The organism is Caballeronia sp. Lep1P3, from assembly GCF_022879595.1.
Taxonomy (GTDB): domain Bacteria; phylum Pseudomonadota; class Gammaproteobacteria; order Burkholderiales; family Burkholderiaceae; genus Caballeronia.
Genome location: NZ_CP084265.1, coordinates 2,693,472 through 2,707,869, shown reverse-complemented (window position 1 = coordinate 2,707,869; position 14,398 = coordinate 2,693,472). Strand labels below are relative to the sequence as shown.

Genomic DNA, 14,398 nt, shown 5'->3' with positions numbered 1-14,398 from the left:
CGCGTTCGGATCACATGCTCGCGGTCGTACCGCTGCTCGACGCCGGGCATGGCAGAGTCGGCGCGGGGCGCGCGCGGGCGTCGGACTTGCCTTTAGGCGACGCGGGCGACGCTGCGGGCGGCAGTGACCCGAGACTTCGCACACCTGCGGAAATGGCCGCGGCAAGCTCGCCGACGGCCTTGCGATGACCGTCGACGAGCGCGGCGTAGCCGTCGCCGACGCGTTCGTTCTCGACCGTGCGGCATGTCAGAACGGTATCCGAGCCTGCGGCGCGCACGCTCCACACCGCATCGACGACGGCCTGCGCACCCGGCCACGATTCGAAGCGCTGCACCTTCACCGTCACGCGGTACACCCTCGCCGATTCGGGATACGGCGTGCCGTAGACATCGATTGCGTTGAGCTGCCGCGAGAGATCGTCGGAGAGCGCGCGCCGGACTTCGTCGGCGGGGAGCGAGGCCCAGCGCTCCTGTTCGAGCACGGTCACTTGCGCGGGGCTCGTCTGCACGACGAGCTGATTGCGCGACACCTGCTGCGGCATGTCGACCGGCGCCAGCTCGAAATAGAACGCAGGCGCCGACGAAGCGGACGATACGGCCGATACGGCCGTTGAAGCCGGCTCCGCGCCGCCGAGCGTGTAGAACCGGCTCGACGGCGACGACGCGCACGCCGCCAGCACGCACGCCGCGCCCAGAGTCGATAACGATGCGCCGAACTTCATGGCTTGTCTCCCGGTTTGCCGCGCAACAGCGATTCCGGATGGCGCTCCAGATAATCGGCCAGCGCATTGAGCGATTGAAGCGTGCGCGTCAGTTCCTGCATGGCCTGATGCACGTCGGACTGAAGCGGAGAATCCTGCTGGAGCGTGGACTGCGCCGCGCCGAAGGTCTTCTTCGCCTGCGTGAGCGTGTCGCGCATTTCCGGCATGACTTCCTTGTTGAGCTGATCGAAGAGCGTGTTCGCGTTCTTGAGCGAGCCGTTGAGATTCGTGCCGATCTCGTCGAACGGAATCTTGTCGAGCTTGCGCGCGATGTCGGCGATCTGAAGCTGCAGTTCGTCGAGCGTGTTCGGCACCGTCGGCAACTCGATCGCGTCGCCGGCCACCGTGACCTTCGACACCGGCGCCTTCGGGAAGAAGTCGAGCGCGACATAAAGCTGGCTCGTCAGCAGGTTGCCGGTGCGCAGTTGCCCGCGCAGGCCGCGCTTCACGAGCAGTTCGAGCATGTCGTGGCTCGCTTCCGTTCCCTGTTCCGGCAGCGCGGCCTTCGCCTGGCGGCTGAGACGGTCCGGATACAGGTCGATGGTCACGGGCATCAGGAACGCGTGCGTCCGCTGGTCGTATCGCACGCCGATGCCCGTCACCTGCCCGAGCACGATGCCGCGGAAATCGACCGGCGCACCCACCGACAAGCCGCGCAACGACTGATTGAAGTTCATCACGACGTGGACCGGATCGCCGTCCGGGTCTTTCATCGCGTCGGCCTGATCGGAGGCGAGGCGGAACGTGGCGTTTTCCTTCGCCTGCGCGCCGGGCTGCTGATTCGGCGGCGTCTGGAACGCAATGCCGCCGAGCACCACCGTCGCGAGCGACTGCGTATTGAGCGTGAAGCCGCTCGAATCGAGGCGCAGGTCCACGCCGCTCGCATGCCACCAGCGCGAATTCGCGCCGACATATTGATCGTAGGGCGCGTTGACGAAGACCTGCATCGTCACGCCCGTGCCGTCCTTGTCGAGCGAAAAAGCCGTTACTTGTCCCACCTGCACGCGCCGGTAATAGACCGGCGAGCCGATATCCAGCGAGCCGAGCGATTCGCCGTGCAGCGTGAACGTGTGGCCTTTCTGGTCGCCAGTGACTGCGGGCGGCGTCTCGAGGCCGACGAAGTAGCTCTGGTCGTCGGTCGACTTGCCCGCGTCCGCGCCGATATAGGCGCCCGAAAGCAGCGTCGAGAGCCCCGTCACGCCGCTTGCCGCCACGCGCGGGCGCACGACCCAGAAGCGCGTGTCCTTCACCGCGAAATCGGTGGCTTCCTTGGTGAGCTGGACATCGACGAGCACGCGCGAATGGTCCTTCGAAAGCGTGATGGTCTTGACCGTGCCGATGTCCACGTCCTTGAACTTGACCTTGGTCTTGCCCGGCTCGAGCCCTTCCGCGCTGACGAAGCTGATCGTCACCGTCGGGCCGCGGCTCGATACCGTCTTCACGACGAGGAACACGCCGATCAGCGCGGCGACGATCGGGATGACCCACACGAGCGACGGCAGCCAGCGGCTGCGCGGTTCGATCACCGGCTCGGGCAGGCGTGGCGGCAGGCCGCCCGCGCCCTCGGACGGCGCGGGCGTGTTCGGCGTGTTCGGTTCATCCGGCCCATTCGGACCTTGGGCACTAGTCATATTTCTTTCCTGACGGTTCTATGTTGTCCCATATCAGACGCGGGTCGAACTGCATGGAGGCGAGCATCGTCAGCACGACGACCGATGCGAACGCGAGCGCGGCCGGCCCCGCCGTGATGACCGCGACCGACTTGAAGCGCACGAGCGCGACGGTGAGCGTGACGACGAAGATGTCGAGCATCGACCATCGGCCGATGCCTTCCACCACGCGATACAGCTTCGTGCGCTGGCGCGGCTGCCACGCGGAACGCCGCTGCACGCCGACGAGCAGGAACGCGAGCGAGAGCAGCTTGAGCATCGGCACGAGAATGCTCGCCACGAAAATGACGACCGCGAGCGGATAGTCGCCGTCGCTCCAGAAGAGCGCGACGCCGCTCATGATCGTGTCGTCCTCGGAGCCGAGAATCGACGACGTATGCAGCATCGGATAGAGGTTCGCCGGAATATAAAGGATCGCCGCGGTGATGAGCAGCGCCCATGTGCGCGCGATGCTGTCCGGATTGCGCCGGTGCACGACCGCGTCGCAGCGCGTGCAGCGCTGTTTTTCGACGGTGCGCGCAAGCGGCTGCACGAGGCCGCACGCGTGGCACGCGACCACGTTCTCTCGCGAAGCCGTGGTGTAGAGCGTGGGCGCTTGCGGTTTGTCGGCTGGTGCGTCGAGGCGTTGGTCGTTCACGATCTCTGCCTCGCGGACGCCATGACGCGATCGCCTCGCCTGCGCGCCGACAGCCCTGCCGCGATGTCCCACAGCGAACGCGGATCGAAACTCACGACGACGGCGACCATCAGCGTAAGCGCGCCGAATGCGAAAAGCGCGGCCTCCGGAATCACGCGCGCGACGCTCAGCATCTTCACGAGCGTCACGAGCACGCCGAGCATGAAGACTTCGATCATGCCCCACGGCCGCACGAACTGGATGGCGCGCAGCGTGAGGTGAAGGCCCGGCGGCACGTATCCGGCGCGCACGGGCATCAGCACATAGAGCAGCGCGGTGAGTTCGCAGAGGGGAAAGAGGATGGTCGCGCAGAAGACGAGTCCCGCGACCACTTCCATCTGCTCGTGCCACAACGCGATGATCGCGCCGATGAGCGTCGTCTGCGAAGTGATGCCGTTCGCATCGAGTTCGACGATGGGAAACGCCTGCGCGATCACGAACGTGATGAGTGCGGCAAGCGTGGTGGCGCAGATGCGGTCGAGATTGTGCGTGATGCCGCGATAAAGCACCGCGCCGCAACGCGGACAGTTGGCCGTGCTATGCGCGGGAAGCGCGCGTTTCCTGAAAAGCGCGTCGCATTCGTGACACGCAATCAGTTCTTCCGAATCGTTCACGTTCATAACCGGGTGCCGAGCCTTCTCATGCGTGTGGATTGGCGCCGCGAGATCGGCCCGGGGCAAAGACAGCAAGTAACGGACCAGCGCGAATGGTAGCAGCATGGTATCAAACGCGACGACTCGGCTTTATCCGATGCGCGATGGAATAAACGCGGGCGCTTTTTCGTTTCGCTTTTTCGTCGCGCCGGGCGCTTCGCGGGATGCCTCCACGCTCGTCGACACCGCGACCGTTGCATGAGCGCAAAAGTTCGTTGCATGCGCGCGCCGAAGCGGGCGCAGCGGCCCTCGAAGCCGCGTCAGCGCTGGATTTCGGGCTTTGCCGAAGGCTTTCGGGGCGCGCTGGCAATTGGCGATCGTTGATGTAGCATGGCGGCGCATGCATCGGCCGGGCGGCGGCATCTCTCGGCAACGACGAACATTCAGGATAACGGCATCATGGAAAGCAGTGTTGGCATCACGCCGGCGACACCGGCCGAACGTTACAGCGCGACGGCCATCGGCCTGCACTGGCTGATCGCGTTACTGATCGTGGGCGGCTTCTATCTCGGCTGGATCATGACCGACATCCCCGGTTTCACGCCCACGAAGCTCAAGTACTTCTCGTGGCACAAGTGGATCGGCGTGACCGTCTTCGTCCTCGCGGCGCTGCGCCTTCTATGGCGCGCGACGCACCGCGCGCCCGCCATGCCCGTCGCCATGCCGCGCTGGCAGCGGGGCGCGGCGCATCTCACGCATTTACTGCTGTACGCGCTGATGCTCGTCATTCCGGCGTCCGGCTATCTGTACAGCTCGGCGGCGGGACTTCAGGTGGTCTATCTCGGCGTGCTGCCGCTGCCGACGATCATCGGCCCGGACAAGGCGCTCAAGGCGACGCTGCGCATCGTGCACGTCGCGCTGAACTACGGGCTGCTCGTTCTCGTCGCGATGCACGTACTCGCCGCGCTCAAGCACCATTTCGTCGATCGCGACGGCTTGCTCGGCAGAATGCTGCCGTTCATCAAGTAGGCGTTCCGCAAGCGCGTTGATTGTTTCCTCGCAGTTGGCAAGGCGTTTCCGGCCCGCTGTTTGTCTGCCCATCGCTTTGTTTTCCAATACCGGTTGGTTGTTGAACCGTTCAAAAAGGCACACATGAAAGTGAAACTGAATCATTGGATGCTGGCGGCCGTAGCCGTGACGTCGCTTGGCGTGGCGACGGGCGCGGCGGCGCAGGTCGATATGCCGAAGAGTTCGGTCGTCGCCACGTCGAAGCAGATGAACGTGCCGACCGACGGCAAGTTCAACAAGTTCACCGCGCAGATCGCGTTCGATCCGGCGAAGCCGGCGGCCGGCAGCGCGAACATCACCATCGACACGGGCAGCTACGACCTCGGCGACGACGATTACAACAAGCAGGTGCGCGGCAAGGAGTGGTTCGACAGCGCCACGTATCCGACCGCGACCTTCGTTTCGAGCGCCATCGCGCCGGCGGGCGGCAATCAGTACAAGGTGACGGGCAAGATCACGATCAAGGGCAAATCGCAGACCGTGACGGTGCCGGTAACGATCACGCAGCAGGGCGCGACTGAAACCTTCGACGGCTCGCTGCCCGTCAAACGCACGCAGTTCGACATCGGCACCGGCGAATGGAAGGACACGTCCGTCGTCGCGGATGACGTTGTCATCAAGTTTCACATCGTCGCTGCGAAGAAATAAGCGGCGCACTCACACACGCAACCCAGGAGAAGAACCTTGAACAAACTTTCGATGATCGTCGCGGGCGCGCTGGCCGCCGGCGTGTCTTTCAGCGCGATGGCCGCCGACACGTATCAGCTCGATCCCAACCACACGTATCCGAGCTTCGAGGCGGACCACTTCGGCGGCGTGTCGACGTGGCGCGGCAAGTTCAACAAGAGCAGCGGCACCGTGGTGCTCGACCGCGCGGCGAAGACCGGCACGGTGGATGTGACCATCGACGTTTCGTCGATCAACACGGGCAACGCGAAGCTCGACGAGCATCTGCAAAAAGCCGAGTTCTTCGATGCCGCGAAGTACCCGACGGCGGTCTACAAAGGCACGTCGATCCGCTTCGACGGCGACAAGCCGGTGGAAGTGGTCGGCTCGCTGACGATGCACGGCGTGACCAAGCCGCTCAACCTGAAGGTCGAGAGCTTCAAGTGCTTCGTCAATCCGATGATGAAGAAGGAAGTGTGCGGCACCGAAGCGACGGCGACGTTCGATCGCGGCGACTTCGGCATGGATTACGGCAAGTCGTATGGCTTCAGCCTCAAGACGGTGCTGCATATCCAGGCGGAAGGCGTGAAGCAGTAAGCGCGCGCCTGACAGACGACGAGCACAAAAAAACGGGCCGGTCTGCGAAGACCGGCCCGTTGCGTTTCCGAGGCACGAATGCGAGCGCTTAGACCTGCGCGCCTGCGTTCGGATCGTTCGGATCGTACTTGTCCTTCTTGTCCCTGATGAGATCCTCGCGCTTGACGCCGAACCACATGGCGAGCGCCGCCGCGACGAACACCGACGAATAGATGCCGAACAAGATGCCGACGGTGAGCGCCAGCGCGAAGTAATGCAGCGTCGGGCCGCCGAAGAAGAACATCGACAGCACCATCATTTCCGTACAGCCGTGGGTGATGATGGTCCGCGACATCGTGCTCGTGATCGCGTGATTGATGACTTCGATGACCGACATCTTGCGCTGCTTGCGGAACGTTTCGCGAATTCGGTCGAAGATAACCACCGACTCATTCACCGAATAGCCGAGCACCGCGAGAATCGCCGCGAGCACCGAGAGCGAGAACTCCCACTGAAAGTAGGCGAAGAAGCCGAGAATGATGATCACGTCGTGCAAGTTCGCGATGACGCCCGCCACCGCGTACTTCCATTCGAAGCGGAACGACAGATAAATCACGATGCCGATGACCACGCACGCGAGCGCGGCGAGCCCGTTCGTCACCAGTTCCTTGCCGACCTGCGGTCCGACGAACTCGACGCGCTGCAACGTCACCTGCGCATCGCTTGCCTTGAGCGCGCTCATGACCTGATCGCTCTGCTGCGCGGACGTGAGCCCTTGCTTGAGCGGCAGGCGAATCAGCACGTCGCGCGACGTGCCGAAGTTCTGCACCTGCGCGTCGCCGTAGCCTAAGCGGGCCATCGTGCCGCGCACCGGTTCGAGCGGCACGGCCTGCGGATATTGCACCTCGATGACCGTCCCGCCGGTGAACTCCACCGACAGATGCAGCCCGCGATGCACGAGGAAAAAGACGGCCGCGAGGAACGTGATGAGCGAGATCGCGTTGAAAATCAAAGCGCGCTGCATCAGCGGCAAGTCGCGGCGAATGCGGAAGAATTCCATGGTTCGTTTCTCCGGGGCTCAGGGACTCAGTGCGACTGGCCCGGTTTCTGTTGATCGATGCCCGGACCCGAGCGGCGGCGCACGGTCGGCTTGCCGGTGCGCGCGGCGCTCTGGGCGGTCGCGCGCGGCGCGGCGGCGCGGGACTTGGGCTTCGCGGCGGGCACGACTTCCTCGACGAGCGATTCGTCGCCGCGCTGCGACGCGAGATACGCGGCTTCGGCGGCTTGCGCGCCGGCGCCTTCCGGACGCCACACCTGACCGATCGCGAGCGACTTCAGCTTCTTTTTGCCGCCGTACCAGAGGTTCACGAGACCGCGCGAGAAGAAGACGGCCGAGAACATCGACGTCAGAATGCCGATGCAGTGAACGACCGCGAAGCCGCGCACCGGACCGGAGCCGAACGCGAGCAGCGCGAGACCGGCGATGAGCGTGGTGACGTTCGAATCCAGAATGGTCGCCCAGGCGTGCTTGAAGCCTTCCTGAATCGCCGTCTGCGGCGGCGCGCCGTTGCGCAGTTCCTCGCGGATACGTTCGTTGATCAGCACGTTCGCGTCGATCGCCATACCGAGCGCCAGCGCGATAGCGGCGATGCCCGGCAGCGTGAGCGTGGCCTGCAGCATCGAAAGAATCGCGACGAGCAGCAGCAGGTTCACGGACAGCGAGAGCATCGAGATCAGGCCGAACAGCAGGTAGTACACGATCATGAAGACGGCGATCGCGGCGAAACCGTAAGTGACCGAATCGAAGCCCTTCTTGATGTTGTCCGCGCCGAGGCTCGGCCCGACCGTGCGTTCCTCGATGATGTCCATCGGCGCCGCGAGCGAACCGGCGCGCAAGAGCAGCGCGAGGTCCGTGGCCGCTTGCGCGGTCGGCTGGCCGGTGATCTGGAAGCGGTCGCCCAGTTCCGACTGGATGTTCGCCACCGTCAGCACTTCGCCCTTGCCCTTTTCGAACAGCACCATCGCCATCGGCTTGCCGATGTTGTCGCGCGAGACGCTCGCGATCGCGCGGCCGCCGGCCGAATCGAGACGGATGTTCACGGACGGACGCTGGTGATCGTCGAAGCCGGTGGACGCATCCACGATGCGGTCGCCGGTGAAGATGACCTGCTTGCGCAGAAGCACCGTGCGGTCGCCTTGCTTGAACGCTTCGTCGCCGGCCGGGACGGGATCGTTCGGGCCGACGTACGTGTTCACCGGATCGGCGAGACGCGCTTCGAGCGTCGCCGTGCGGCCGATGATGTCCTTCGCCTTCGCCGTGTCCTGCACGCCTGGCAGTTCGACCACGATGCGGTCGGAGCCCTGCTGCTGAATCACCGGCTCCGCGACGCCCAGCTCGTTCACGCGGTTATGCAGCGTCGTGATGTTCTGTTTGAGCGCGCTGTCCTGAACCGTCTGCTGCGTGCCCGCCGTGAACGTGCCGACGACCTGGAAGCCGTCGCCGCCCTGACGCGTCGCCCATTGCAGTTCGGGGACGCCCGTTGCGAGCAGGGTGCGCGCGCTATCGGCCACGGTCTGGTCCGAGAAGTTCACGACGACCGATTGCCCCACGCGGTTCACGCCGCCGTCGCGGACATTGCGGTCGCGCAGGTAGGTGCGGGCGTCGGCGGCATCGGAGTCGAGCTTCTTGTTCAGCGCGCCGGCCATGTCCACTTGCAGCAGGAAGTGCACGCCGCCGCGCAGATCGAGACCGAGGTACATCGGCAGCGCGTGCAGCGCCGTCAGCCAGCGCGGCGAAGCGCTCTGCAGATTCAGCGCGACGATGAATTGCGGATCGGTCGGGTCGCTGTTGAGCGATTTCGTCAACAGATCCTTCACGCGCAACTGCGTGTCGGTGTCCTTCAGGCGCACGCGGATGTTCGCGTTGGTCTGCGAGTTGTCGAACGTGACTTCGTCAGCGCGGATGTTGCTCGCGGCGAGCGCGCCTTCGACTGCCGAGAGCGTGGTCGAGTCGAGCTTGACGGTTGCCTTGCCGCTCGACACCTGCACCGCGGGCGCTTCGCCGAAAAAGTTGGGCAGCGTGTACACGAGGCCGATGACGAGCGCCACCAGCATCACGACATACTTCCAGAGGGGATAACGATTCATGGAAATGGCCGAACGGAAAGTTGGCTTCGGAGGAGAGGGCGACCGGCGTTTATGCGCGGCGAGCCGGTTTAGTCGGCTCGCGGTACTGGATGGCTCGGAGCGAGGCCGCGCCGGACGCGAAAGAATCTGGCCTTACAGCGACTTGATGGTGCCCTTCGGGAGAATAGTCGTGACGGAGGCCTTCTGCACGGTGATTTCCGTTCCCTCGGCGATCTCGACGCCCACATAAGCCTCGGACACCTTCGTGACCTTGCCGACGATGCCGCCGTTCGTCACCACTTCGTCGCCCTTGGCCATGGCCGCCAGCATGTTGCGATGTTCCTTCTGACGCTTCATTTGCGGACGGATCATGATGAAGTACAGCACCGCGAACATGAGAATCAGCGGCAGGAAGCTCATGAGGCTGGATTCCGCGCCACCCGCGGTTGCGCCTTGTCCAAAGGCATTGGTAATGAACGACACGTTGGTCTCTCCCGTTTATGCGTGGAAATTGCGTTTCTGGAACCGGCTGGAAATTAGCCCGATATTCTACCACTCGCCCATGCCGCCAAGCCGCCGGAATGCGCTTTGGCATCAAGCCGTTACGCGCGCCTGTGGCATGTGCGGCAAGCGAGAAGAAAGGCGATTGTAATACTCGCCGCGCATGACGACCGCGGTCAGTCGACGCCGCGCGCGCGGTTTTCCGCGAAGGTCTTGCGAAACGCGTCGAACGCATGATTTTCGATGGATTCGCGCACTTCGCCGATCAATTCGAGGTAGTAGTGCAGATTGTGGATCGTGTTCAGTTGCGCGCCCAGAATTTCGCCCACGCGATGCAGATGATGCAAATACGCCCGCGTGAAGTTGCGGCAGGTGTAGCAGCCGCAGGTTTCGTCGAGCGGCTTCATCGAATTCTTGTGGGTCGCGTTCTTGATCTTGAGGTCGCCGAAGCGCGTGAAAAGCCAGCCGTTACGCGCATTGCGCGTGGGCATCACGCAATCGAACATGTCGACGCCCGCGGCCACGCCCGCCACGAGATCCTCCGGCGTGCCGACGCCCATCAGGTAATGCGGCTTGTCGGCAGGCAGTTTAGGGCCGATGTGATTCAGCACGCGCATCATGTCTTCCTTCGGCTCGCCGACCGACAACCCGCCGATCGCGAGACCGTGGAAACCGATTTCCGAAAGACCCGCGAGCGATTCGTCGCGCAGGTCCTCGAACATGCCGCCCTGCACGATGCCGAAGAGCGCATTCGGATTGCCGAGCCGCGTGAATTCGTCGATGGAACGCTTCGCCCAGCGCATCGACATGCGCATGGAATCGGCGGCTTCCTGGTGCGAAGTGGGCACGCCGTTGGTCGAATACGGCGTGCATTCGTCGAACTGCATGACGATGTCGGAGTTCAGCACCTTTTGAATCTGCATCGAGACTTCGGGCGACAGAAACAGCCGGTCGCCATTGATCGGCGAGGCGAACGTGACGCCTTCTTCGGTGATCTTGCGCAGATCGCCGAGCGAAAACACCTGAAAGCCGCCCGAGTCGGTGAGAATGGGCCGGTTCCAGCCCATGAAGCGATGCAGTCCGCCGTGCGCGCCGATCGTCTCCAGTCCGGGCCGCAGCCACAAGTGAAACGTGTTTCCGAGGATGATCTGCGCGCGAATCTCTTCGAGTTCGCGCGGCTGGATTGCCTTGACGGTGCCGTAAGTGCCGACCGGCATGAAGATCGGCGTCTCGATGACGCCGTGATTGAGCGTGAGACGGCCGCGGCGCGCCTGGCCGTCGGTCGTCAGCAGTTCGAACTTGAGGCCGTTGTCGGGCGCGATGTGATTCTCGGTCATGTGGATTCCTGTGCCACCGGAAGACAGTCCGGCGCTCCCGGTTGAAATTAGCTCTGGCGAGTCAGAAGCATCGCGTCGCCATAGCTGAAAAAGCGATAACGCGCGTCGATTGCGTGCCGATACGCGTCGCGGATCGTGTCCATGCCCGCGAACGCGGAGACGAGCATCATGAGCGTCGATTTCGGCAAATGGAAGTTCGTCACCAGCCGGTCGACGATGCGGAATTCATAGCCCGGCGTGATGAAGATGTCGGTTTCGGCGCTCGTCGCGGCGAGCGGCCGGCCGGCTTCTGCCGCGTCGCGGGCGGCGGCTTCGAGCGCGCGCATCGACGTGGTGCCGACCGCGATCACGCGATTGCCGCGCGCCTTCACCGCCGCGATGCGATCGACGAGCGTCTGCGGCAGGTGATACCACTCGCTATGCATCTTGTGTTCCGCGATGTTGTCGACCCGCACCGGCTGGAACGTGCCCGCGCCGACGTGCAGCGTGAGCGTCGCGCGCTCGACGCCGCGCGCATCGAGCCGCGCGAAGAGGGCGTCGTCGAAATGCAGGCCGGCGGTCGGCGCGGCCACCGCGCCGGGATTGGCCGCGTACACGGTCTGGTAGCGCGTTTCGTCGTAGGCGTCGGCGTCGTGCTCGATGTACGGCGGCAGCGGCAAGCGCCCGTATTGCTCGATGAGCGTGAGGCAATCGGCGGGGAAATGCAGCGTGTAGAACGGCTCGACACGTTCGCCCACGGTCACGTCGAACGCGTCGGCGAGCCGGATGATGCTGCCCGCCGTCGGACTCTTGCTCGCGCGGATTTGCGCGAGGGCCGTGGTCGCGCCCGTCAGACGCTCGACGAGCACTTCCACGCGCCCGCCACTGGCCTTCTGGCCGAAGAACCGCGCCTTGAGGACTTTGGTATCGTTGAAGACGAGCAGGTCGCCGCGCTGCAGCAAGTCGGGCAAGTCGGAGAAACGCCGGTCGGCCAGCGAAGCGGGCAAGACGCGGTTGTCCACTTCGAGCAGGCGGCTTGCGCTGCGCTCGGCGAGCGCGCTTTGCGCGATCAGCTCGGGCGGCAGATTAAAATCGAAATCGGAAAGCGTGAACATGGCTTGAGATCGCACGAACGAAGGCAGAACAAGGCAAGAAGCGCGCCGAACAAACCTCACATTGTACTTGCGAAGAGATTAGATGCCCTTGTCCGACCGCCGTCCGTCTTCCCCGGCCGATGCCGCCGCCAGCGCGCAAGCCCCCGCGCTCGTGGCCGCGCCTGCGGGAAAGCGCGCGCAACCCGGCGACGACGCGGCCAGGAAAGCGAAACAGGCGAAGCCCGCGGTCAAGACCGCGGACAAGCTCGCGAAGCTCGGCCTGAAGTCGGACATCGACCTCGTGCTGCATCTGCCGATGCGCTACGAGGACGAAACCTCGCTCACGCCGATCGCCGAACTGATTCCCGGCGACACCGCGCAGACCGAAGGCACCGTGTTCGACAACGAGATTGCCTATCGGCCGCGACGCCAGTTGCTCGTCAAGATTCACGACGCCGCCGGCGACGAACTCACGCTGCGTTTTCTCAACTTCTACGGCTCGCAAGTCAAGCAAATGGGCATGGGCGCGCGGCTGCGCGTGCGCGGCGACGTGCGCGGCGGTTTTCTCGGGCTGGAGATGGTGCATCCGGCCGTGCGCCCGGTCGATGACGGCACGCCGTTGCCGCAAGCGCTGACGCCGGTTTATCCGTCGACGGCCGGCATCTCGCAGGCGTATTTGCGCAAGGCCATCGACAATGCGCTCACGCGCGTGTCGCTGCCGGAACTGCTGCCCGAGCCGGTCGCGCAAGCGCATCTCGCGCCGCTGAATCTGCCGGGCCTTTTCGACGCGGTGAAGACGCTGCATCACCCGCGCGCGGATTCGGACGAAACCGCGCTCATCGACGGCACGCATCCGGCGTGGACCCGCATCAAGTTCGAGGAATTGCTCGCGCAGCAGCTTTCGCTCAAGCGCGCGCACGCCGAGCGCCGCACGCGCGCCGCGCCCGCGATGCCGCGCCGCGCCGCCGGCGATGCGCTCGTGATTCGTCTTTTGCGGGCGCTACCGTTCCAATTGACCGGCGCGCAGGAGCGCGTGGTCGCGGAAATCGCGGGCGAACTGACGCTCGCGCATCCGATGCAGCGCCTCCTGCAAGGCGATGTCGGCAGCGGCAAGACCATCGTCGCGGCGCTCGCGGCGGCGCAGGCCATCGACGCGGGGTATCAGGCCGCGCTGATGGCGCCTACCGAAATTCTCGCGGAGCAGCACGCGCGCAAGCTGCGCGGCTGGCTGGAGCCGCTCGGCGTTTCGGTGGCGTGGCTCGCGGGCAGCCTGAAGACGAAGGAAAAGCGCGCGGCGGCGGAAGCGGCGGCGCTCGGCACGGCGCAGCTCGTGATCGGCACGCACGCGATCATTCAGGACACGGTCGAATTCGCGCGCCTCGGGCTCGTGATCGTCGACGAACAGCATCGCTTCGGCGTCGCGCAACGGCTCGCACTGCGCGCGAAGGCGCAGAACGCGTCGGACGGCGCGCGGGATTTCCAGCCGCATCAGCTCATGATGTCCGCGACGCCCATTCCGCGCACGCTCGCGATGACGTATTACGCCGATCTCGACGTCTCCACCATCGACGAATTGCCGCCGGGCCGCACGCCGATTCTCACCAAGGTCGTGTCGGATAGCCGGCGCGACGAGATCATTGGCCGCGTGCGCGAGGCCGCGCTGACCGGGCGCCAGGTGTATTGGGTGTGTCCGCTGATCGAGGAAAGCGAGACGCTGCAGCTTCAGACGGCCGTCGATACGTATGAAACGCTCGTCGCGGCGCTGCCGGAACTGCGCATCGGCCTCGTTCATGGCCGGCTCGCGCCCGCCGAAAAAGCCGCCGTCATGGATGCGTTCGCGCGCAACGAAGTGCAATTGCTCGTCGCGACGACGGTGATCGAAGTCGGCGTGGACGTGCCTAACGCATCGCTGATGGTGATCGAGCACGCCGAGCGCTTCGGCCTCGCGCAGCTTCATCAATTGCGCGGGCGCGTGGGGCGGGGGAGCGCCGCGTCCGTGTGCGTGCTGCTGTACTCGAACCCGCTCTCGCAGACGGCGCGCGCGCGGCTGCAAACGATGCGCGAAACCACCGACGGCTTCGAAATCGCGCGCCGCGATCTCGAAATACGCGGTCCGGGCGAATTTCTCGGCGCGCGTCAGTCGGGTGAAGCGATGCTGCGCTTTGCGAGCCTCGAGAACGACGGCTGGCTGATCGAGCCCGCGCGCGAGGCGGCGCAGCATATGCTGGATGCGTTCCCCGACGCGGTCGCGCAGCATCTCGCGCGATGGCTCGGCGCGCGGGAGCAGTACCTGAAAGCGTAGGCGGCGAACTTGCGTGCCGTTCGTCGGTCCCTTATTGGGTCCGCCGCTCA

Annotated in this window: 13 protein-coding genes; 4 read left to right on the top strand and 9 right to left on the bottom strand. The window is 64.6% G+C overall.

The genetic code is table 11. The features are described from left to right. Window positions 1-10 precede the first annotated feature (10 nt). Genes LDZ27_RS12645 through LDZ27_RS12630 form a run of 4 tightly spaced genes read right to left on the bottom strand, consistent with a single transcriptional unit; the run spans window position 11 to window position 3,726 of the window. Window positions 11-721: a membrane integrity-associated transporter subunit PqiC gene (locus LDZ27_RS12645; protein WP_244814415.1), complete on the bottom strand. Its 711-nt coding sequence runs from the start codon at window positions 719-721 to the stop codon at window positions 11-13. After that, window positions 718-2,391 carry an intermembrane transport protein PqiB gene (locus tag LDZ27_RS12640; RefSeq protein ID WP_244814414.1) on the bottom strand — a complete coding sequence of 558 codons (1,674 nt, stop codon included), beginning with the start codon at window positions 2,389-2,391 and terminating at the stop codon, window positions 718-720. The genes LDZ27_RS12645 and LDZ27_RS12640 overlap by 4 nt, the downstream gene beginning before the upstream one ends. Then, on the bottom strand, window positions 2,384-3,070 hold the full coding sequence (locus LDZ27_RS12635; protein WP_370653400.1) for a paraquat-inducible protein A: 687 nt from the start codon (window positions 3,068-3,070) through the stop codon (window positions 2,384-2,386). The genes LDZ27_RS12640 and LDZ27_RS12635 overlap by 8 nt, the downstream gene beginning before the upstream one ends. Next, window positions 3,064-3,726, bottom strand: a complete 663-nt coding sequence (locus tag LDZ27_RS12630; RefSeq protein WP_244814412.1) for a paraquat-inducible protein A — start codon at window positions 3,724-3,726, stop codon at window positions 3,064-3,066. Before LDZ27_RS12630 ends, LDZ27_RS12635 begins: the two co-directional genes overlap by 7 nt. Before the next feature lie 432 nt (window positions 3,727-4,158). On the opposite strand from LDZ27_RS12630, the gene LDZ27_RS12625 reads away from it, so the two are divergent. The 3 genes from LDZ27_RS12625 to LDZ27_RS12615 all read left to right on the top strand — a co-directional run bounded on the left by LDZ27_RS12625 (window position 4,159) and on the right by LDZ27_RS12615 (window position 6,030). Beyond that, complete coding sequence (locus LDZ27_RS12625; RefSeq protein WP_244814411.1) at window positions 4,159-4,728, top strand: cytochrome b; 570 nt, start codon at window positions 4,159-4,161, stop codon at window positions 4,726-4,728. 123 nt (window positions 4,729-4,851) lie between these two features. Next, complete coding sequence (locus LDZ27_RS12620; RefSeq protein ID WP_244814410.1) at window positions 4,852-5,415, top strand: YceI family protein; 564 nt, start codon at window positions 4,852-4,854, stop codon at window positions 5,413-5,415. 51 nt (window positions 5,416-5,466) lie between these two features. Then, window positions 5,467-6,030, top strand: coding sequence for a YceI family protein (locus LDZ27_RS12615; protein WP_370653399.1), 564 nt, complete (start codon window positions 5,467-5,469; stop codon window positions 6,028-6,030). Between the two features lie 88 nt (window positions 6,031-6,118). Here the strand turns inward: LDZ27_RS12615 and secF are convergent, their stop codons facing one another. The 5 genes from secF to queA all read right to left on the bottom strand — a co-directional run bounded on the left by secF (window position 6,119) and on the right by queA (window position 12,067). Then, window positions 6,119-7,069, bottom strand: a complete 951-nt coding sequence (gene secF, locus LDZ27_RS12610; protein WP_244814408.1) for a protein translocase subunit SecF — start codon at window positions 7,067-7,069, stop codon at window positions 6,119-6,121. 26 nt (window positions 7,070-7,095) lie between these two features. Further along, a complete protein-coding gene (gene secD / locus LDZ27_RS12605) occupies window positions 7,096-9,156 on the bottom strand; it encodes a protein translocase subunit SecD (protein ID WP_244814407.1) in 2,061 nt (686 codons plus the stop codon). A gap of 132 nt (window positions 9,157-9,288) precedes the next feature. Continuing rightward, window positions 9,289-9,618: a preprotein translocase subunit YajC gene (yajC, locus tag LDZ27_RS12600; protein ID WP_244814406.1), complete on the bottom strand. Its 330-nt coding sequence runs from the start codon at window positions 9,616-9,618 to the stop codon at window positions 9,289-9,291. A 194-nt stretch (window positions 9,619-9,812) separates the two neighbouring features. After that, entirely contained in the window at window positions 9,813-10,973 is a 1,161-nt protein-coding gene (gene tgt, locus LDZ27_RS12595) for a tRNA guanosine(34) transglycosylase Tgt (protein ID WP_244814405.1), read from the bottom strand. 47 nt (window positions 10,974-11,020) lie between these two features. Beyond that, entirely contained in the window at window positions 11,021-12,067 is a 1,047-nt protein-coding gene (queA, locus tag LDZ27_RS12590; RefSeq protein WP_244814404.1) for a tRNA preQ1(34) S-adenosylmethionine ribosyltransferase-isomerase QueA, read from the bottom strand. 82 nt (window positions 12,068-12,149) lie between these two features. Between queA and recG the strand changes: the two genes are divergently transcribed. After that, the gene (gene recG, locus LDZ27_RS12585; protein ID WP_244814403.1) at window positions 12,150-14,348 is read left to right on the top strand and encodes an ATP-dependent DNA helicase RecG; all 2,199 of its coding nucleotides are present in this window, start codon (window positions 12,150-12,152) and stop codon (window positions 14,346-14,348) included. Window positions 14,349-14,398 lie beyond the last annotated feature (50 nt).